The organism is Streptomyces sp. NPDC005423, from assembly GCF_040606415.1.
Taxonomy (GTDB): domain Bacteria; phylum Actinomycetota; class Actinomycetes; order Streptomycetales; family Streptomycetaceae; genus Streptomyces.
Map to the genome: position 1 here is coordinate 131,091 of NZ_JBEXET010000017.1, position 19,820 is coordinate 150,910.

Genomic DNA, 19,820 nt, shown 5'->3' on the forward strand with positions numbered 1-19,820 from the left:
GACCGTTCTGAATCCCTGGAAGTGAAGCAGTCATGGCCAAGCGAATCGACGTAAGCGGGCTCACCGCGTACTACGGCTCCCACAAGGCGATCGAAGACATCTCGATGACGGTCGAGCCGCGCTCGGTGACGGCCTTCATCGGCCCCTCCGGCTGCGGCAAGTCGACGTTCCTGCGCACCCTCAACCGCATGCACGAGGTGACGTCTGGCGGCCGGGTCGAGGGCAAGGTGCTCCTGGACGACGAGGACCTGTACGGGCACGGCATCGACCCGGTGTCCGTGCGCCGCGAGGTCGGCATGGTCTTCCAGCGTCCCAACCCCTTCCCCACGATGTCGATCTTCGACAACGTGGCGGCGGGCCTGCGGCTCAACGGCTCGTACAAGAAGAGCGAACTGGGCGACGTCGTGGAGAAGTCGCTGAAGGGCGCCAACCTCTGGAACGAGGTCAAGGACCGGCTGAACAAGCCCGGTTCGGGTCTCTCCGGCGGTCAGCAGCAGCGTCTGTGCATCGCCCGCGCGATCGCGGTCGAGCCGAAGGTGCTGCTGATGGACGAGCCCTGCTCGGCGCTCGACCCCATCTCCACCCTCGCGATCGAGGACCTGATCGGCGAGCTGAAGGAGCGCTTCACGATCGTCATCGTGACGCACAACATGCAGCAGGCGGCCCGTGTCTCGGACCGCACCGCGTTCTTCAACCTCGCCGCGGTGGGCCAGCCGGGGCGCCTGATCGAGATCGACGACACGGAGCGCATCTTCTCCAACCCGTCGGTCCAGGCGACCGAGGACTACATCTCGGGCCGCTTCGGCTGAGCCGTCCCCGGCCACATACCCCTCGCGGTGCTGCATGGCGGTGCCACCGCGAGGACGAAGAGGGCCCGCCCCTGGCTCCCGGGGGCGGGCCCGCTCGTCTTTCTCCGACCCGGTTCCTCAGAGGATCGCCAGGTCGATGATCCAGTAGGCGCAGCCCGCGACCACCGCCGCCGCCGGCATCGTGATGAACCAGCCGAGGACGATGTTCTTGGCGATGCCCCACCGCACGGCCTTCACCCGCTTCGTCGCGCCGACCCCCATGATCGCGGACGTGATGACGTGGGTGGTGGAGATCGGCGCCTTGAAGATGTAGGCCGAGATGAACATGATCGACGCGCCGGTCGTCTCCGCGGCGAACCCCTGCGGCGGATCGAGCTCGATGATCTTCCGGCCCAGTGTCCGCATGATCCGCCAGCCGCCCGCGTACGTCCCCAGCGACAGCATCAGCGCGCAGACGATCTTCACCCAGACCGGGATCGGGTCCCCGAACGTCTTGTTGCCGGAGATGACGAGCGCCATCACCACGACACCCATCGTCTTCTGCGCGTCCTGCAGGCCGTGCCCGAGCGCCATTCCGGCCGCGGAGACGGTCTGCGCGATCCGGAAGCCCCGCTTGGCCTTGTGCGGATTGGACCGCCGGAAGAGCCACATGATCGCGGTCATCACCAGATAGCCGACGACGAGACCGACCACCGGCGACACGAACATCGGGACGACGATCTTGTCGATCACGCCGCTCCAGTAGACCGTCGTACCGCCCGCGAGCGCGGCCCCCACCATTCCGCCGAACAGCGCGTGCGAGGAGGACGAGGGCAGTCCGAAGTACCACGTGACCAGGTTCCAGGTGATCGCCCCGACCAGCGCGGCGAAGAGGATCGCCATCCCCTGCGACCCCGCGGGCGTCTCGATCAGCCCCTCGCTGACCGTCTTGGCCACCCCGGAGCCGAGGAACGCGCCCGCGAGGTTCATCACCGCGGCCATCGCCAGCGCCGCCCTGGGCGTCAGCGCCCGCGTCGACACGGAGGTAGCGATCGCGTTCGCCGAGTCGTGGAAACCGTTCGTGTACGTGAAGAAGAGCGCGACCATGATGGTCACGATCAGAGCAAAGGTGTCCATGGAGAGGTCAGGACTCCTTGACGGCGATGGTCTCCACCGTGTTCGCCACGTGCTCGAACGCGTCGGCCGCCTCCTCCAGCACGTCCACGATCTGCTTGAGCTTCAGCACCTCGATGGCGTCGTACTTGCCGTTGAAGAGATGGGCCAGCAGCTTGCGGTGGATCTGGTCGGCCTGGTTCTCCAGGCGGTTGACCTCGATCCAGTACTCGGTGAGGTTGTCCATCGTCCGCAGGCTCGGCATCGCCTCGGCGGTCAGCTCCGCCGCCCGCGCCAGCACCTCGATCTGCTGCTCGACGCCCTTGGGCAGCTCCTCCACGTTGTAGAGGACGACCAGGTCGACGGCCTCCTCCATGAAGTCCATGATGTCGTCGAGGCAGGAGGCCAGGTTGTAGATGTCCTCGCGGTCGAACGGCGTGATGAAGGAGGAGTTCAACTGGTGGAAGATCGCGTGCGTGGCATCGTCACCCGCGTGTTCCGCGGCCCGCATACGCTCCGCGATCTCGGCCCGGCCGGCGGTGTCCGCCCCGAGCAGTTCCATCAGGAGTTTCGAGCCCGTGACGATGTTGTCCGCGGACGCGGAGAACATGTCGTAGAAGCTCGTCTCCCTGGGGGTCAGACGAAAGCGCACAAGGGGTCCTCGGGGTGCATCGGTTTCGGTCAGGCTGATGCTAAGGGCATCATCCGGCCACGGCTAATGGGCCGTCCCCCAGTGTCGCCCATCAGGCACTGTGATCATCACGGGGGCGTACCAAGGGCCCTATACCCAAGAGAGTTGGCTACGATATACCCACTAGGGGTATACGTTCTGGAGGACGCGATGACGACCACCGAGGCCGGCGCGACGGCAGCGCCCTCCGCACCGGCGCACGAACCGGCCACCCACGGCTACCACCACCACAAGGACGAGCACCTCAAGCGGCTGCGCCGGATCGAGGGCCAGATCCGCGGCCTCCAGCGCATGGTCGACGAGGACGTCTACTGCATCGACATACTCACCCAGGTGTCCGCCTCCACCAAGGCCCTGCAGTCCTTCGCGCTGCAACTCCTGGAGGAACACCTGCGCCACTGCGTCGCCGACGCGGCCGTCCGCGGCGGCGCCGAGATCGACGCGAAGGTGGACGAGGCGACGAAGGCGATCGCCCGCCTGCTGCGCACGTAGGAACGCCTCCGCGTATTTCTGCACCGCCGGCCCTGCTCAGCCGCCGGAGGCGTCGCGCTCCTCGGCCACTTTCAGCACCTCGTCGATGCTCTCCAGACTGAGCCGGTCCTCGGCGGCCGAGGCCGCGATGATCAGGTCACCGCACAGTTCGATCTCGGCGAGGGCCACGTGGTCCTGGACTGCCGTACCGCCGACCGGAGCCACGTCGTCACCTCTTCTCTGCCGTCACCGGCTTCCTAGAGTAGGGAGCGGCGCGCGGGCAGCGCATGGCACGGACGGGCTAGTTCTCACACCGATCGCTTCCGGTCACTTCTCCGCGATCTTCCCGGCGTAGATGTCCGTCGATGCCGGAAGCCGTACGTCCGCGGGTGTCCCGAAGTCGTGGAGCAGCGTGGTGGAGGTGACCGCGACCGTGCCCGGCCGCTGCCCGTTGACGAAGCTGAAGTGCTGCTCGATCTTGCGGACGCGTCCCTGGTCGTCGAGGTAGACGTCGAACGGTACGAGGGCCGTGGCGAACCCTTTCGCCGCCGCCGCGAGGGCCGCCCGGCCCCCGGCCGGGGCGCCGCGCGCGGCGGCGGCCAGGTCGGCGGTGCCGCGATAGTGCCGGACCGTCGTCCCGTCCAGCTCGGTGCGCCCCGCGTAGACGGCCCGCCGGGTGCCGCGCAGCAGCTCGGCGGAGGCGGCCGGATCGGTGGCTCCGCCGGTCACCAGATTGCCGTCGGAGAGCCTCCCGGTGTCGATCCGCACCCACTTGTCGACGGGCACCCCGGCCCCCCGGTTCTTCATGAACAGGGCGCCGGGCGCGAGGAGTTCGGTGATCGGCGCATGCTCGCTGGCACCGGCCGGGTCCTGCGGCAGCCGTACGGTCAGCCGGCCGAGCCGCCCGCGGAAGTCGTACACGCCCTCGCCGCGGATGGTCACCCTCGTCCCGCCGGTCGCCATCTCCATCGACGTACGGACCTTCGAACTCCCCGCCGCCACCAGGCGGTCGGCGGCCCCGCGCAGCACGGCGGCCGGGTCCTGGGCCGCGCGCGCGTCGTCGGCGAGGGCCCCGCCGCCGGCGCACCCGCCCGCGCAGAGGCAGACGCCGGCCGTCACTCCCGCCAGGGCGACCAGGGCGCCGCTCCGCTCCCGGTCCCGCCCGACCGGGAGGACCCCCGCCCGCTGCCGCCGATCCATCGTCTGGTCACTCCCGGTACGTCCGCCACGGGCCCCGCGTACGTTCCGCCTAACGACGGGCAGGCGGCCCCCGTCACGCCCGCCCGGAGCCGCCGGGGGGGGTGTGGCGGCGCCCGGGGCGCGCTGGGTAACGTTGTCGAAGTGGCAGAGCAGGACGGCCTGATGAGGGCGCACCCGGAACCCGTCGAACACCGCACGACCACGGTCGACCAGGGCCGTTTCTGTCTGGCGCGCTGCACCTGCGGCTGGCGCGGCCCGGCGAGACGGGCCAGGAGCCAGGCCAGGACGGACGCGGAGGGGCACGTCGGCGACTGACCCCGTCCCCGTCCCCCGGCACTCCGGCTTACCGGCGCCGTACCCGGGAACCCGTGAAGCCTCGGAACCGTCTCGTTCCACGTAACCCACAGGAGGCGACATGGAACGGCGTACGTTCATAGGCGGCGGCGTGGCCGCGATAGCGGCGATGGGCACGGCCGCGTGCGGTGGCGGCAAGGACGGCTCCGTCTCGGCGTCGGCGAAGACCTCGGCGCCGGCCGGCGCCACACCGTCCTCGACGGCCTCCCGTACGGCGATGCGCACCACGAGCGCCGCGGCCGCCGCCAACTGGACCGCCCTCGCCCATGATTTGGACGGCCCCCTGGTCCGCCCCGGCGACGCCGACTGGACGACGGCCCACAAGCTGTACAACACGCGCTTCGACACGCTGAAGCCGGCCGCGGTCGCCTACGTGGCGAATGCCGACGACATCCGTACCGTCCTCGCCTACGCCCGCGCCCACAGCGTCAAGGTCTCGATCCGCAACGGCGGCCACTCCTACGCGGGCTGGTCCTCGGGCGACGGCCGCCTGATCCTCGACGTCTCGGAACTGTCGAAGATCCGGGCGAGCGGTTCGCAGGCGGTCGTCGGCGCCGGCGCCAAGCTGATCGACGTCTACCGCGCCCTGGCCGCGAAGGGCGTGACGATACCCGCCGGCTCCTGCCCGACGGTGGGCGTCTCCGGCCTTACCCTCGGCGGCGGCCACGGCGTGGTCTCCCGGGCGTACGGACTGACCTGCGACAGCCTCACCCAGGCCACCCTGATCACCGCGGACGGCAAGCAGCTGATCGCCGACTCCACTGAGAACAAAGACCTGTTCTGGGCGCTGCGCGGCGCGGGCAACGGCAACTTCGGCGTGGTGACGGAGCTTCAGTTCAAGACCCATCCCGCGCCCCAGGCCGTGTCGGGGTACCTGAGGTGGCCGTGGGCGAAGGCCGCCGCGGTCGTCAAGGCGTGGCAGGAGTGGGGGCCTTCGCAGCCGGACGAGATCTGGTCCTCGCTCCATCTGGAGGGCACCGGCGCCACCCCGTCCGTCTCGGTCGCGGCCTTCTCCCTCGGCTCCTACGGCGAGCTCCAGAACGCGGTCGACAAGCTGGCCCACGCCATCGGCGCCGACGCGTCCAGCGTCTCCCTGAAGCGGCACACCTACGAGGAGTCGATGGAGGCGTACGCCGGCTGCTCCTCCTTCTCGTCCGAGCCCCAGTGCCACCTGCCGGGCTCGACGCCGGGGCGCTCCCCGCAGGGCCGGCTGGGCCGCGAGACGTACACCGCGCACTCGGACTTCTTCGACCGCTCGCTCTCGGCGGCCGGCATCCAGACCCTGCTGAACCAGCTGAAGTCGGTGCGGGGCGGCGCGGGCAGCATCGCGCTGACGGCGCTGGGCGGCGCGGTCAACCGGGTCTCCCCGACGGCCACCGCCTTCGTCCACCGCCGCTCGCGCATGCTGGCCCAGTACCTCGTCTCCTGGAGCGCCGGCACGAGCGGTACGGCGGCCCGCTCCTGGCTGACGGCGGCGCACGGCGCGATGAAGCCGTACGCCTCGGGCGCGGCCTACCAGAACTACACCGACCCGACCCTGACGAACTGGCGCACGGCGTACTACGGCGACGCCGCGACTCGTCTGGCGACGCTGAAGAAGCAGTACGACCCGGACCGCTTCTTCACCTTCCCGCAGGCCCTGTGAGCCCCCGGGCCCCGGTGCAGCCCCCGCGGGACCGGTAGCGGACCCCACAGGGACGGCTCAGGCCGCGAGGTCGGTCTCCTCGGCCTCCGCGGCCCCGGTCCGGGCCCCCGGCACGACGGCGTCCCGCCCCGCGCCCCGCACGCCGGGGGCGCGGACGAGCCGGACGCCCCGCGCGGAGCCCTCCACGGCCTTCAGCACGGGTGTGAGGAGCATCATGGCCGGCGGCGAGAGCAGCAGCACCACGGCCGTCCCGAGCGCGAACCCGCCGACCACGTCGGTCGGGTAGTGCACGCCCATGTACACCCGGCAGAACCCCTCGGCCAGCGCCAGCCCTATCCCCACGAGCCCGAACTTCCGGTGCGCGACGAAGAGTCCGACGCCCATCGCCATGGTGAGCGTGGCGTGATCGCTGACGAACGAGAAGTCGGTCCTGCCGGAGGCGAGGACGTCCAGCCCCTGGTGGTCGCGGAAGGGGCTGGGCCGCTCGACGAACCCCCGTATGGGCACGTTGACCAGTACGGCGATACCGGCGGCGAGGGGAGTCCAGACGAGGGCGGCCAGGGAGGACGCGGTGTCCTCGCCGCCCCGCCGGCGCACGGACCACCAGCACGCCGCCACCAGCAGCACCATGGCGACGAGCAGCCCGTACGTGCCGGCGAACGCCACCGCCCGGTCCAGCCAGCGCGGGGCGTCCTTGGCGAGGCCGTTGATGTCGTAGAGCAGGTCGACGTCGGGGTTCGACCCGGATTCGGCGAGTCCAGCCATGGTGCTGCGGCCCCTTCGTCGTTGTTCCGGGCGCACCTCACGTGCGCGCTGTGTGAACAGGAACGCACGGTCCCGCTCAGTACGTTCCACACTCCACCGAATGATCACGCAGACGTTATCGAAGAGAGACTCATCGCCGCAGCTCAGGGGGTGGGTTCACGCTCGGTTCACACCGACGTGGGGAGTGCTTTCGCGCCATCTTCGGTGACCCGGGTGGCCCCGAAGTAGTCGGGGCTGTCGATCGGGTCGAACCGGATGACGGCCCCCGTCCGGGGCGCGTCGATCATGTAGCCGCCTCCCACGTAGATGCCCACGTGGTGGATGGCCCGCGAGTTGTTCAGATCGTTGGAGAAGAAGACCAGGTCGCCGGGGAGCAGCTGATCCCGGGAGGGGTGCGGCCCCGCGTTGTACTGGTCGTTGGCGACCCGGGGCAGGGTGATCCCCGCGCTCTCGTAGGAGGCTTGGGTCAGCCCCGAGCAGTCGAACCGTCCGCCCTGGTCAGCGGTGCCGGTGCCGCCCCAGAGATAGGGCGTCCCGAGTTTGCTCTGCGCGTAGGTGATGGCGGTGGCCGCCTGCCGGGAGGGGTCGACCCGGGTGGTGGGGGCGGCGAAGCTCTCGGCGAGCGTGGTGATCGTCTTCACGTAGTTGCGGGTCTCCGCGTACGGCGGGACGCCCTGGTACTTGATGACCGCGTACGCGCCGGCGTTGTAGGAAGCGAGCATGTTCGCGGTCCGGTTGCCGGGGACGTCCTTGACGTAGGAGGCGAGCTGGCAGTCGTAGGTCGCGGCCGACGGGATCGCGTCATTCGGGTCCCAGACGTCGCGGTCGCCGTCCCCGTCGCCGTCGATGCCGTGCGTGGCCCAGGTGCCCGGGATGAACTGCGCTATCCCCTCGGCCTTCGCGGGGCTCTTGGCGCTGGGGTTGAACCCGCTCTCCTGGTAGAGCTGGGCGGCGAGCAGCGCGGGGTTGAGGGCGGGGCAGAGGTTGCCCCACTTCTGGACGAGGGTCTTGTAGGCGGTCGGTACGGCGCCCTTGGCCAGTCCGACGCCGCCCTGTCCCGCGCCGTCGACGTTCCCGGCGATGACGTACACCCCGACGACGAGCAGCAGCACGAAACTCAGTCCGGCCCCCGCCGCGAGACCCACGGCCACCCATACTCTGCGCACGGCTCAACCCTCCCCCATCCCGCGCCCGTTCAAGGCTTTTTTAGCCGCGCGTTCGCCGATTCGGCCAGCGTTTCGGCCAGTTCGGCCCCTTTATGACCGGGGAGGAGGCGTCGGCGACACAACTGACGGACCGTCAGGACATGGAGAGGGTTCAGGAGTCGCCGGCCGCGTCCCGGTACAGTTCCGCCGCCTCGCGCCGGAGAACGACGCTGTAGGAGATGTCGGCCGTGGTGCCGCCCTGCTCGTGGCCGCCGAGAACACCGACCACCTCGCTGTCACCGTTGACCCAGGGACTGCCGCTGGTGCCGCCGGTGAAGGAGGGGCACGCGATGCGCTGCTGGGTGGCGCTCTGCGCGGTCGGCCTGTTGGTGCAGGTGATCGGCTCATCGGTGGCGGAGGGATAGCCGGTGACGGTCACCGCGGTCGCCCCGGTGGCCATCCCGGCGGCGAACCGGTTCGCCCCGACGACGTCCTCGACGGACCTCGCGGACCCCCGCGAGCCCGCGCCACCGGCGCCGCCCATCGCCGTGACGGTCGCGAAGGCGATGTCGCTGTCCTCGCGCTGCCCGGAGGACCACCCGTCCGGCTGGAAACGTCTCCCGACCTTCCACACCCCGTACGGCGCCTTGCCGTTCCGGTAGCCGGGCACGAAGACCAGAGCCCCGGAACCGCCCAGACAGTGCGCGGCGGTGACGATGAGGTCGTGCCCCTCGCTGTGCACGACGGACGCGGTGCAGAAGTGGCCGCCGGACAGGGTGGACGCCCGGTCCGCCCCGAAGAGCGCCCCCACCCGCGCGCTCTGCCTGGTCGCCGAGGCCACCACGGTCACCCCGAGCGGCCCCGGCCCGTCGCTGGCCGCCGCGACCGACGACGAGGTCACCGCCAGCAGCACCATCGCGCCGAACAGGGCGAAGGGCCGGCTGCCACCACGGGGGCGCGTGCGCCGGGCGGAACTCGCGATGCGTGAGGTGCGCTTCATCAGGCCCCACTCTGTCCCAGGAAGGTGAGCAAACCCCTCTGCCTTTACTGAGATTTCCCCATCAACAGCTCCTTTGGCCGTCCCGGGCGGCGTCCGCTCCACCGTACTGTCCGCCCTCCCCTCCTGCCTCCGCACCGTGCTTCGGCAGGGGGACGGGTACCCGCCGGCGGCGCGCGTACTAGGTTCCTGGACGGAATCCGCGAACGCGCCGCCCACTCACCCGTGCGGGTGACAAGGGAGAGACCCCCCGTGCCTGACATCCCCCCGGACCTCACCTGGGAACGAGCCGCCCCGCCGGAGGCGACCGGCCCTGGTCCCTGGATCGAGATCGCGTTCGGCGCGGGTGATGACGGCGAGGCACCGGTCTACCTCCGCGAGACCAGCGCCCCGGAGAACGTGGTCACCACCAACCGCCGCAAGTGGGACGCCTTCGTACTCGGCGTCCGGGCAGGCGAGTTCGACCATTTCGTCGAGGACGTGGCGGCCGAGGAGGACGGGGCGGACGGGGACGCGTAGGAACCGCGTGACGCCGCCGAGTCGGCCACGACGGCCGAAGGGTCCGGCGCGTGCCCCCGAGACACCCCCGAGGGGGTCCGCGCCGGGCCCTTCGGCCGTGTCCTGGCGCCCGCGCACGCCGCGGAGACCAGTACAACTCCCTTGGATTGGCTGTGAGTTGGGTCAAGCGAGCGCCACTCGCCGGCCATCGGGCAGCCATCGCCAGGTAAGGGCAAGGCCCGATCGGTAATGCGGAAGTCAGTATTCCAGCAGCCTCTTGTTGTCGCGTACGCAACAAGGGATCGTGATCGCCGACCGCCCCCCACCGCCGGGGAATCCGTACCGGCGACACGCACCCGCACCGCCCCTGTTCCACCACCCATACAGGAGGCTGCACCTTGCGTACCACCACCCCCGATTCCCCCCGCACACAGGGCAGATGGCACCGAGCGGGCGCCGCGGTCGTGGCGACGGCCGCACTCGTCCTCACCGGCCTCGGCACCGCCGTCCAGGCCAACGCCGCACAGACCACCACCGCCGCCACCTCCTCGAAGGTGACCTACGCCGCGACCCCCTGCGCGACCCCCAAGAAGACCGGCGAACTGGCCTGTAACTCCCTCCGGGTGACCGGCGGCATCACCGCGTACCAGAAGGCACAGGCCAAGACCGAGGGCATCACCCCGAAAAGCGCCGACGCCTCCACCCCCTCGGGATACAGCCCCACCAACATCCGCTCCGCCTACGGCCTGACCTCCGCCGCCGCCTCCAACGGCGCCGGCGAGACCATCGCCATCGTCGACGCCTACAACGACCCCAACGCGGAGTCCGACCTCGCCACCTACCGCTCGTACTACGGGCTTTCGGCCTGCACGACCGCCAACGGCTGCTTCAAGAAGGTGAGCCAGACCGGCTCCACGACCTCGCTCCCGTCGAGCGACGCCGGCTGGTCCGAGGAGATCTCCCTCGACCTCGACATGGCGAGCGCGGTCTGCCCGAACTGCAACATCCTTCTCGTCGAGGCCACTTCGGCGACGATGGCCAACCTCGGCAAGTCCGTGAACGAGGCCGTCACCCTCGGCGCCAAGTTCGTCTCCAACTCCTACGGCGGCTCCGAGTCCTCCTCGGACACCACCTACGACACCTCGTACTTCAACCACCCGGGCGTCGCCATCACGGTGAGCGCGGGCGACTCCGGCTACGGCGCCGAGTACCCGGCCGCCTCCAAGTACGTCACCTCCGTCGGCGGCACCAAGCTCTCCACCTCCTCCACCACGCGCGGCTGGACCGAGACGGTCTGGAAGACCAGCAGCACCGAGGGGACCGGCTCCGGCTGCTCCTCCTATGACGCCAAACCGACCTGGCAGACCGACACCGGCTGCACCAAGCGCACGATCTCCGACGTCTCCGCCGTCGCCGACCCCGCCACCGGCGTCTCGGTCTACGACTCCTACGGCGTCACCGCCGGCTGGTACACCTTCGGCGGCACCAGCGTCTCGGCCCCGATCATCGCGGCCGTCTATGCCCTCGCCGGCACCCCGTCCAGCAGCAGCTACCCGGCCTCCTTCCCCTACGCCAAGGCCGGGACCTCCGCGCTGAACGACGTCACCAGCGGCAACAACGGCACCTGCACCACCAGTTACTTCTGCACCGCGACAACCGGCTACGACGGTCCGACCGGCTGGGGTACCCCCGAGGGAGTGTCCGCCTTCACCGGCTGACCCTGAGCCGACCCTCAGTCAGCTGTCGCGCCACAGCTGGGCCGTGGGGGCCACACGTGGCGGGACCGAACGGGCCGCGGCATCCAGCCGCGGCCCGTTCATCATGAGAACATCGAGGCGAACGCTTCACCCGACCGGCCGTCACGAGCGGCCCCGGTCCCGAACAGGGGCTAACGACCCAACCGCACACAGGTTGCGCTCCGGCCTCATTGCCCGGCGTGACCTGCCGTGATACACAGAGTGACCGTACGAGGTATTCGTACGAAACCCGCCAACCGATGACGCCAAGTCGACATACGACAGCGCATTTGTCGGCGAGAATGAGAACTGACCTCTGCGCACCTGCAGAGGATGTGAACTACCCAACAGGGGCGGTGACTTACATGCTGCTTGCGGCCGACAAGGGAGACATCAACACCATCATCGGCGGGATCGCTCCGGACTGGGGCCCCTTCGGCAGCCTGGGCAACGAGGCGAAGGTGATGATCGAGGTCGTGATGGCGGTCGCCATCCTGCTCTGCCTCGGCATCGCCGTGTGGGGCGCCGCCAAACAGCGCATCGGCGCCACGGCCCTCCGCGACACCTTCAGCGCCGAACAGGGCAAGGGCCTCATCATCGCCGGTCTGACCGGCGTCTTCATCATCGGCTCCCTGGGCACCCTCTTCACCATCGTGTACGGCATGGCCGTGTAGCCGCCCCGGTCATACCGTCCGGCCAGTCCGGGCGCGCCCGGCCGCCCCCTCCCCTACCCCACCCGCCCGTCGTGCCCACCGGCTGAGGTTGCGTCTCCTGATGTCCAGTCACCACACCGCGCCCGCGCGGCGACCAGCACGGCTACCGTCGTACTCCCAGGTGTTTCTGGACGACGGCGAAGGGGCGTACCCGGCATGAGTCTCGGAGACGAGCACGAGACCTCCGGCGGTTACGGCGGCACGGGCCAGACCCGGACCCGGCTGCCACAGAGCGGCGGCGACGTCTACGGGGGCGCGCGACGCGGCCGCTCATCCTCGCGCGGCCTGGTGACGGTGGTCGGCGTGGTGGTCGTCCTGATCGCCGCGATCGCCTTCGCCAACCGCGGCGGGGACGACTCCCCCGCCACCGGCACGACAACCGGCGACAAGCCGAAGGCAGCGGCGACCGCCGCCACCGGCACCAAGCCGGTGCAGTCCAAAACCGGCGGCATCCCCTCAGGCTTCGCCCACGACCAGCAGGGGGCACAGAGCGCGGCGACGAACTACTCCGTCGCGCTGGGCTCGGCCGACATGTTCAGCGCCGACAGACGGCACCAGATCGTGAACACCGTCTACGTCCCCGATGTCGCCGCGGCCCGCCAGGCCGACCTGGACACGGCTTACTCGAGCGAGAGTTTCCTGACCAACATCGGGCTCAACAAGGACGGCACCGCTCCAGCCGGCCAGACTTTCATCTCCCGGGTCGTCCCCGTCGGAACCACGGTCACCGCCTCCAGCGAGGACAGCGCCACCGTCGCCGTCTGGTACACGTCGCTCTTCGGCCTTTCCGGACAGATCTCGACCAACCCCGTGTCCGAAAGCTGGTACACCACCACGTACGAGCTGAAATGGACCGACAACGACTGGAAAGTCAGCGACTTCCAGCAGAAGGACGGCCCCGTGCCGGTCGGGCGCGACCAGAAGGCCTCCACCGCCGACGACATGACGAAGGCGGTCGAGGAGTTCGGAGGGTTCACCTATGCGCGCTAACCACCGCTTCCTCAAGGTCGCGGCAGCTTTCAGCACCGTCCAGACCACCACGGTGCTGCTGGCCGCCCATGCCTTCGCCGCGCCTTCGCCCTCTCCCTCCACCTCTCCTTCGACGTCGCCCACCAAGCAGGCGTGCCGCCTGATCCGCGGTCCCGCGAAGGACTACTGCGAGCGCGGCAACAAAGCCACCACCTCCACCACCCCCAGCCTCACCACCGACACCACCGACCCCCTCTCCTCCCTCGCCAAGGGCTGCGCGGAAGCCGCCTCCTGGACCGTGGGCAAGCTGAGCGAGGCCGTGAAGAGCACCGCGAACGTCGACTTCACCAACCAGAAGTTCCTCCAGCAGTACGCCGTGGTCTTCGCCGCCTCCGCGATCCTGACCCTCGTCCTGTGGCTGCTCGCCGTCGCCAAGCGGGCCGTACGAGGCGTGCCCCTGACCACGGCCATCTCCGAAGCGGTCGGCTTCCTCTGGCTCACCGTGCTGGCGTCCGCCTTCACCCCGCTGATCCTCTACACGATCGTCTCCGCCACCGACGGCGTCACCCAGGTCCTCGCGAAGGCCACCGGCAACCAGGACACCTTCTTCGGCAACTTCTCCGGCGCCCTCGGCAAGGGCCAGGACATCGGCGGCGGCCCGATCATGCTGATCGTCGTCTCCCTGGTGTCGATCCTCGCGGCCGGCGTCCTCTGGCTGGAACTGGTCATCAGAGCCGCCCTCCTCTACGTCGGCGCCCTCCTCGGCACCGTCGTCTACGCGGGCCTCGTCGACAAGAACCTGTGGGGCCACGTCCGCCGCTGGGCCGGCATCATGATCGCGGTGATACTGGTCAAACCGGTCATCGTCATCGTGCTCGGCCTCGCCGGCGCGCTCTCCACGGACAGCGGACCGAACGCCTTCTCCGCCGTCGTCTCCGGCCTCGCCATCATCCTGCTGGCCATCTTCGCCAGCGCGATGATCTACCGCTTCGTACCCGGCTTCGGCGACGAACTGGCCGGCTCCCGCAACAACCGCATCATGCAGGGCGCCGAGGGCAAGGCCGCCGCCGTGCTCAGCTCCCCGGCGACGATGGTCGCGCAGGGCATCAAGACGCACAGCACCCGCGCCAACGACGGCGGCGGGGGCGGCCAGTCCGGCGCCGCCGCCCGCCCGGCCAACCCGGTCTCCGGCGGCGTCGCCGCCCACAGCTCGCGCCCCTCCGGCGGCGGCGGTTCCGTCCCCTCCGCCGCGCCCCAGCCCCGGTCGAGCAACCCCGTGAACAGTCCGCACACAGGCAACAACCGCAACAACCGCGCTGGAGGTGAAGGGCGTTGACGACAGAGTCCCACCTGTCCCATCCGATCACGCCCCGCCGGACCTATCTGATCGGCCGCGCCCGGCCGAACGCGATCGTCGGCAAGAACCGTGAGACCGGCGAGATCGCGCTCATCATCACGGGCGCGTTCCTCGGCATGATGTGCGGGCTCCTGGTCCCCTTCCTGTCCCTGCGGATCGTCCTGCTGACGGGCTTCCCGCTGCTCGCCCTCGCCGCGGTCTACGTGCCGTACAAGCGCCGTACGTTCTACAAGTGGTTCGAGATCAACCGCAGTTACAAGCGCACCCTCCGCCAGGGCACCGTCTACCGCTCCGAGGTGATGGAGGCCGGCACCGGCCTCGACGGGCGCGAGGTGGAGGTCGGCCCGCCGCCCGGTATCGGCCGCATCAACTGGCTGGCCGCCCCCTTCGGACCCGACGAGATCGCCGTGCTCCTGCACGCCGACCGCCGTACGGTCACCGCGGCCATCGAGATCGAGGGCCCCGGCGTCGGCCTGCGCGACAGCGAGGACCAGGAAGCCCTCGTCGACCGCTTCGGCACCCTCCTCAAGCACGTGGCCAACGGCGACGGCTTCGTCACCCGCATCCAGATGCTCGCCCGCACCCTGCCCGCCGACCCGGACGCCCACGCCAAGGACGTCGCCCAGCGCGGCGACGAGAAGGCCCTGGGCTGGCTCCAGGACTCCTACGACCAGCTCCAGTCCATGGTGTCGACCAGCAGCGAGCAGCACCGCGCCTACCTCGTCGCCTGCATGCACTTCACCCGCGAACTCTCCGCCGAGGCCCACGCGATGGCCCGCGCGGCCCGCCCGCAGTCCGGCCGCAAACTCGACCGGGACGCGGGCCTCGCCGTCGTCATGGCACGCGAACTGACCGACATCTGCTCGCGGTTGCAGGAAGCCGACATCCGCGTACGGCAGCCCCTGGGCCAGGGCCGGCTCGCCTCGCTCATCCACTCCATGTACGACCCGGACCACCCCATCGACCACCTCCAGGCGATGACGAAGCGCAACGCCTGGCCGGCCGAACTCGACGCCATGGAACCGACGTTCCTCCAGGCGAAGACGCGCGAGTCGACCACTCGCGCACCCTGGTGCCACGCCACGGCGTGGGTGAAGGAGTGGCCGATGACCCCCGTGGGCGTCAACTTCCTGGCCCCGCTGCTCGTCCACACCCCGGACGTGATCCGCACGGTCGCCGTCACGATGGACCTCGAACCCACCGAGATCGCCATCGAGCGCATGCTGACCGAGAAGACCAACGACGAGGCCGACGCCAGCCGCGCCGCCAAGATGAACCGCACCGTCGACCCCCGCGACGTCGCCGCCCACTCCCGCATGGACCAGCGCGGCGAGGACCTGGCGAGCGGCGCGGCCGGAGTGAACCTGGTCGGCTACATCACCGTCTCCTCCCGCAACCCCGAGGCCCTCGCCCGCGACAAGCGCACCATCAGGGCGTCCGCCGGCAAGTCGTACCTGAAGCTGGAGTGGTGCGACCGCGAGCACCACCGCGCCTTTGTCAACACACTCCCGTTCGCCACCGGCATCCGGAGGTAGGTCCTCATGCGGGATCCGCTGTCCGTCCTCACGGACGCCTTCACGTCCTTCCTCTTCGGGAAGGTCGAGTCGACCAGACTGCCGGTACGTACCTCGACCGGCCAGGCCCAGGCGGTCTACCTGCCGACCGCCGCCCCCGGCCTCGGCGACTCCGGCGTCATCATCGGCCGCGAGGTCTACTCCGGCAAGGGCTACATCTACGACCCCTTCCAGCTCTACGGCCAGCAACTCCCGGCCCCGCACTGGCTGGTGCTCGGCGAGTCCGGCAACGGCAAGTCGGCCCTGGAGAAGACCTACGTCCTACGGCAACTGCGCTTCCGCGACCGCCAGGTCGTCGTCCTCGACGCGCAGGGCGAGGACGGGGTCGGCGAATGGAACCTGATCGCCGAGGAGTTGGGGATAACCCCCATCCGCCTGGACCCGACGGCCGCCCTGGACATGGGGATCCGCCTCAACCCGCTGGACCCGGCGATCACCACGACCGGGCAGCTCGCCCTGTTGCGGACCATCATCGAGGTCGCGATGGGCCACGGCCTGGACGAGCGCTCCGGCTTCGCCCTCAAGGTCGCGCACGCCTACGTCAACGAGACGATCGTCGAACGCCAGCCGGTCCTCACCGACATCGTCGAGCAACTGCGCCACCCCGAACCGGAGTCGGCCGAGGCGATGAACGTCGCCGTGGACGACGTACGGGCCTGGGGTCTGGACGTGGCCCTGGTCATCGACCGGCTCGTCGACGGTGACCTGCGCGGCATGTTCGACGGCCCGACGACGGTCGGCATCGATCTCGACGCCCCGCTGATCGTCTTCGACCTGTCCCACATCGACCGCAACTCCATCGCCATGCCCATCCTGATGGCGATCGTCGGAGTCTGGCTGGAGCACACCTGGATCCGCCCCGACCGGAAGAAGCGCATCTTCCTGGTCGAGGAGGCCTGGCACATCATCAACAGCCCGTTCGTCGCCCAGCTCTTCCAGCGCCTGCTGAAGTTCGGCCGACGGCTCGGCCTCTCCTTCGTCGCGGTCGTCCACCACCTCTCGGACGTGGTCGACGGAGCCGCCGCGAAGGAGGCCGCCGCGATCCTCAAGATGGCGTCGACCAGAACCATCTACGCCCAGAAGGCCGACGAAGCACGCGCCACGGGGCGGGTGCTGGGTCTCCCCCGCTGGGCGGTGGAGATCATCCCCACCCTCACCCCCGGTATCGCGGTCTGGGACGTCAACGGCAATGTCCAGGTGGTCAAACACTTGATCACGGACACCGAGCGCCCCCTCGTCTTCACCGACCGCGCGATGACCCAGTCCTCCAGCGAGCTGGCGGCCGACGACGCGCTGCGCGCCGCCGAACTGGAGGCGGAGGAACGGGCGGCGGCCTTCATGGAGCAGCACCTCAACGACCTCGACGGGACCTCCGAGTCCACGGTGGCGTGAACGGCGGTGGCATGACATGAGACCGGACGACGGACGCGAACGCCAAGGGGGCATCCCCGACGGCCTGTTGGTCGGGCTGCTCGCGTTCCTCCTCGGCATGACCCTGCTCGTCTGGTCGGCCGCCGGCCTGGCCGCGCTGTTCTCCCACGGCTCCTGGCCGGCCGGGGTCAACTTCACCCGCACTCCGCTGGCCATGCGCCATCTCATCGCCCAGCCGCACGACATCGTGGGCGCCTGGCCGGCCACCCCGCAGGCCCGGCTCTCCGGGTACGGGCTGTTCTGGGGCCTGTTCATCGGCCAGTTGATGATCCTGGTCGTCCTGACCGTGTTCATCATGGGCACGTTCGTCCGCTGGCGCGCGGTACGGGCGAGAGCCCGCGGGGAGATGCCGCTCCCGGCCCCAACGACGCCGACACCGGCCCCGGCACCGGCCCCGACACCGGTCCCGGTGGCCCACCAGGTCCACGAGGCGCACACGGTGCACGAGGTCCCCGAACAGCGGCCCGAACCGCAGCAGACCGACCTCCTGCCCGCCACCCCGGCCGTCCCCGACCCCGCCGCCCCGCCCTTCGGCGGCGAACGGACCGGCGGCTGGGAGAAGATCTTCGTGGCCACGGCGGACACTCGCCAGCACACGGCCACCCAGGCGGTGCGGGACGCGGAGGGCCCCGTCCTCGTCGTCACCTCGAGCAGCGCGGTCTGGCAGGACACCAAGGACGCCAGGGCCAAACTCGGCCCGGTCCTCCTCTACGACCCGACCCACCTCTGCGACACCCCGGCCCGCCTGCACTGGTCTCCGACGGCCGGCTGCGAGGAGAAGCAGACCGCGAAGGGGAGAGCGGCGTCGCTCCTCTTCCCGGTCCGCCCCAGCGCGAAGATCGACCAGGCCGTCGCCGACACCGCCGAAACGCTCCTGCGCAGCTTCCTGCACGCCGCCGCCATCGACGGCCGCACCATCCGCCACGTCCACCGCTGGTGCCAGGGCAACCAGATCCAGGACGCGGTACGCACCCTCCGCACCAACCCGAAGGCCGCCGCCGGCGCCGCGGGCGAACTGGAGGCGGCGCTCACCTCCCACCCCGAACGCCGGGACATCGCACAGGAGTTGACGAGCCGCGCACTGTCCTCCCTCTTCACGGTCAACATCCGTGAAGCCTGCACACCCAACCGAACTGATGCGCTCTCCCTGGATTCCTTCGCGAACGAAGGGGGCACGCTCTACCTACTCGGTGAATCCATCGAGGATCCCAGGACGATTCCCGGGGCGATGCCTCTCCTGACCGCCCTCGCCTCAAGCGTGGTCGAGCGCGGCCGGCACATGGCCGAACGGTCATCGGCCGGTCGCCTCGACCCACCACTCACTCTCGTCCTGGACGACGTCGCCGCCGTCGCCCCGCTCCCCCAGCTCCCCGAGCTGCTGGCCACCGGAGCGGACCGGGGCCTGCCCACCCTGGCCCTGCTCCGCTCCCAGGAACAGGCCCGAGCCCGCTGGCCCCACCACGAACTCCCCGTGTAGGCCACCGCCCCACGCCTCCCACGGCTCTACGGCCGCTCGATCACCATCTCCAGCTCGCGCTCGTCAGTGCTCCCGGCGAGGGGTATGACGACCCCGCTGGCCACGAAGCCGGCCTTGCCGTAGAAGCGCAGGGCGCGTCCGTTCTCCTCGTGCACGATGAGCCGTACCCGGTCGACCCCGTGCGCCCAGGCCCACTCCAGCCCCGCGTCGAAGATCACCTCGGTCAGTCCGATGCCCCGGCACTCCGGTCGTACGTAGACACCGACGATGTGTCCTTGCTTCCGTTCGATCTCGTACCCGGCCCAGTCGGTGGTCCCGGCCTCCTCCAGCAGCACGGTGAGGGTCCCGACCCACTCCCCGTCGGGCCCCTCGGCGATGATCTGCTGGGCCCCGTCGGCGCCCTCGCAACCGCCCGCCGCCCGCTCCTGCCAGAAGGAGTCCGGCCGGGCCGCGGCCGTGTCGTACGTCTCCAGGTAGGCGAGCGGCGCGACCGGATCCCGCAGCGCGGCGAGCCGGAGTTCCTTCACCGCGGCCCACTCGTCGGCACGTATGGAACGGATCGTGTAGTTCATACGGACCACCGTAGCCGAAACGCAAAAAACCCCTGTACCGAATAAACGGTACAGGGGTTTTCGCAATGATTGTTCGGCGGTGTCCTACTCTCCCACAGGGTCCCCCCTGCAGTACCATCGGCGCTGTAAGGCTTAGCTTCCGGGTTCGAAATGTAACCGGGCGTTTCCCTCACGCTATGACCACCGAAACACTATGAAACACACAACCGGAACACAACACGGTCGTTGCCTCAGAACTAACACAGTGGACGCGAGCAACTGAGGACAAGCCCTCGGCCTATTAGTACCGGTCAACTCCACCCATTACTGGGCTTCCATATCCGG

At 69.8% G+C, this 19,820-nt stretch carries 20 protein-coding genes and 1 rRNA gene; 12 read left to right on the plus strand and 9 right to left on the minus strand.

The genetic code is table 11. The features are described 5' to 3' along the window. Nucleotides 1-32 precede the first annotated feature (32 nt). The gene (pstB, locus tag ABZT12_RS19940) at nucleotides 33-809 is read left to right on the plus strand and encodes a phosphate ABC transporter ATP-binding protein PstB (RefSeq protein WP_356385852.1); all 777 of its coding nucleotides are present in this window, start codon (nucleotides 33-35) and stop codon (nucleotides 807-809) included. Between the two features lie 117 nt (nucleotides 810-926). Here pstB and ABZT12_RS19945 read toward each other — a convergent pair whose 3' ends face one another. Further along, nucleotides 927-1,925: an inorganic phosphate transporter gene (locus tag ABZT12_RS19945; RefSeq protein ID WP_356385855.1), complete on the minus strand. Its 999-nt coding sequence runs from the start codon at nucleotides 1,923-1,925 to the stop codon at nucleotides 927-929. A 7-nt stretch (nucleotides 1,926-1,932) separates the two neighbouring features. Further along, nucleotides 1,933-2,553 carry a DUF47 family protein gene (locus ABZT12_RS19950; RefSeq protein ID WP_356385858.1) on the minus strand — a complete coding sequence of 207 codons (621 nt, stop codon included), beginning with the start codon at nucleotides 2,551-2,553 and terminating at the stop codon, nucleotides 1,933-1,935. Between the two features lie 189 nt (nucleotides 2,554-2,742). On the opposite strand from ABZT12_RS19950, the gene ABZT12_RS19955 reads away from it, so the two are divergent. Continuing rightward, nucleotides 2,743-3,084, plus strand: a complete 342-nt coding sequence (locus ABZT12_RS19955) for a metal-sensitive transcriptional regulator (protein WP_356385861.1) — start codon at nucleotides 2,743-2,745, stop codon at nucleotides 3,082-3,084. A 36-nt stretch (nucleotides 3,085-3,120) separates the two neighbouring features. Here the strand turns inward: ABZT12_RS19955 and ABZT12_RS19960 are convergent, their stop codons facing one another. Beyond that, entirely contained in the window at nucleotides 3,121-3,288 is a 168-nt protein-coding gene (locus tag ABZT12_RS19960; RefSeq protein WP_356385864.1) for a hypothetical protein, read from the minus strand. Nucleotides 3,289-3,390: 102 nt separating this feature from the next. After that, on the minus strand, nucleotides 3,391-4,263 hold the full coding sequence (locus ABZT12_RS19965) for a hypothetical protein (protein WP_356385867.1): 873 nt from the start codon (nucleotides 4,261-4,263) through the stop codon (nucleotides 3,391-3,393). Between the two features lie 141 nt (nucleotides 4,264-4,404). On the opposite strand from ABZT12_RS19965, the gene ABZT12_RS19970 reads away from it, so the two are divergent. Then, nucleotides 4,405-4,578 (plus strand): hypothetical protein, encoded by a 174-nt coding sequence (locus tag ABZT12_RS19970; RefSeq protein ID WP_356385916.1) that lies wholly within the window; start codon nucleotides 4,405-4,407, stop codon nucleotides 4,576-4,578. Nucleotides 4,579-4,678: 100 nt separating this feature from the next. Then, nucleotides 4,679-6,262, plus strand: a complete 1,584-nt coding sequence (locus ABZT12_RS19975) for an FAD-binding oxidoreductase (protein WP_356385870.1) — start codon at nucleotides 4,679-4,681, stop codon at nucleotides 6,260-6,262. 57 nt (nucleotides 6,263-6,319) lie between these two features. On the opposite strand, the gene ABZT12_RS19980 is transcribed toward ABZT12_RS19975, so the two are convergent. The 3 genes from ABZT12_RS19980 to ABZT12_RS19990 all read right to left on the minus strand — a co-directional run bounded on the left by ABZT12_RS19980 (nucleotide 6,320) and on the right by ABZT12_RS19990 (nucleotide 9,172). Continuing rightward, nucleotides 6,320-7,027: a phosphatase PAP2 family protein gene (locus ABZT12_RS19980; protein ID WP_356385873.1), complete on the minus strand. Its 708-nt coding sequence runs from the start codon at nucleotides 7,025-7,027 to the stop codon at nucleotides 6,320-6,322. Between the two features lie 167 nt (nucleotides 7,028-7,194). Continuing rightward, nucleotides 7,195-8,193, minus strand: a complete 999-nt coding sequence (locus tag ABZT12_RS19985) for a bifunctional lytic transglycosylase/C40 family peptidase (RefSeq protein ID WP_356385876.1) — start codon at nucleotides 8,191-8,193, stop codon at nucleotides 7,195-7,197. Nucleotides 8,194-8,344: 151 nt separating this feature from the next. Beyond that, nucleotides 8,345-9,172 carry a trypsin-like peptidase domain-containing protein gene (locus ABZT12_RS19990; RefSeq protein WP_356385879.1) on the minus strand — a complete coding sequence of 276 codons (828 nt, stop codon included), beginning with the start codon at nucleotides 9,170-9,172 and terminating at the stop codon, nucleotides 8,345-8,347. A 249-nt stretch (nucleotides 9,173-9,421) separates the two neighbouring features. On the opposite strand from ABZT12_RS19990, the gene ABZT12_RS19995 reads away from it, so the two are divergent. The 8 genes from ABZT12_RS19995 to ABZT12_RS20030 all read left to right on the plus strand — a co-directional run bounded on the left by ABZT12_RS19995 (nucleotide 9,422) and on the right by ABZT12_RS20030 (nucleotide 18,924). After that, nucleotides 9,422-9,688, plus strand: a complete 267-nt coding sequence (locus ABZT12_RS19995; protein ID WP_356385882.1) for a DUF397 domain-containing protein — start codon at nucleotides 9,422-9,424, stop codon at nucleotides 9,686-9,688. Between the two features lie 377 nt (nucleotides 9,689-10,065). Further along, nucleotides 10,066-11,385 (plus strand): S53 family peptidase, encoded by a 1,320-nt coding sequence (locus ABZT12_RS20000; RefSeq protein WP_356385885.1) that lies wholly within the window; start codon nucleotides 10,066-10,068, stop codon nucleotides 11,383-11,385. Between the two features lie 383 nt (nucleotides 11,386-11,768). Further along, the gene (locus ABZT12_RS20005) at nucleotides 11,769-12,077 is read left to right on the plus strand and encodes a hypothetical protein (protein ID WP_356385887.1); all 309 of its coding nucleotides are present in this window, start codon (nucleotides 11,769-11,771) and stop codon (nucleotides 12,075-12,077) included. 195 nt (nucleotides 12,078-12,272) lie between these two features. Further along, on the plus strand, nucleotides 12,273-13,106 hold the full coding sequence (locus tag ABZT12_RS20010; RefSeq protein ID WP_356385889.1) for a hypothetical protein: 834 nt from the start codon (nucleotides 12,273-12,275) through the stop codon (nucleotides 13,104-13,106). Further along, nucleotides 13,096-14,421 (plus strand): hypothetical protein, encoded by a 1,326-nt coding sequence (locus ABZT12_RS20015; protein ID WP_356385892.1) that lies wholly within the window; start codon nucleotides 13,096-13,098, stop codon nucleotides 14,419-14,421. Before ABZT12_RS20010 ends, ABZT12_RS20015 begins: the two co-directional genes overlap by 11 nt. After that, nucleotides 14,418-15,977, plus strand: coding sequence for an SCO6880 family protein (locus tag ABZT12_RS20020; protein WP_356385895.1), 1,560 nt, complete (start codon nucleotides 14,418-14,420; stop codon nucleotides 15,975-15,977). Before ABZT12_RS20015 ends, ABZT12_RS20020 begins: the two co-directional genes overlap by 4 nt. A 6-nt stretch (nucleotides 15,978-15,983) precedes the next feature. Then, nucleotides 15,984-17,408, plus strand: coding sequence for an ATP-binding protein (locus ABZT12_RS20025; protein WP_356385898.1), 1,425 nt, complete (start codon nucleotides 15,984-15,986; stop codon nucleotides 17,406-17,408). Between the two features lie 16 nt (nucleotides 17,409-17,424). Further along, nucleotides 17,425-18,924: a type IV secretory system conjugative DNA transfer family protein gene (locus ABZT12_RS20030; protein ID WP_356385901.1), complete on the plus strand. Its 1,500-nt coding sequence runs from the start codon at nucleotides 17,425-17,427 to the stop codon at nucleotides 18,922-18,924. A gap of 26 nt (nucleotides 18,925-18,950) precedes the next feature. Here ABZT12_RS20030 and ABZT12_RS20035 read toward each other — a convergent pair whose 3' ends face one another. After that, nucleotides 18,951-19,496 (minus strand): GNAT family N-acetyltransferase, encoded by a 546-nt coding sequence (locus ABZT12_RS20035; RefSeq protein WP_356385904.1) that lies wholly within the window; start codon nucleotides 19,494-19,496, stop codon nucleotides 18,951-18,953. A 71-nt stretch (nucleotides 19,497-19,567) separates the two neighbouring features. Next, nucleotides 19,568-19,684 (minus strand): 5S ribosomal RNA (rrf, locus tag ABZT12_RS20040). Nucleotides 19,685-19,820: the final 136 nt, after the last annotated feature.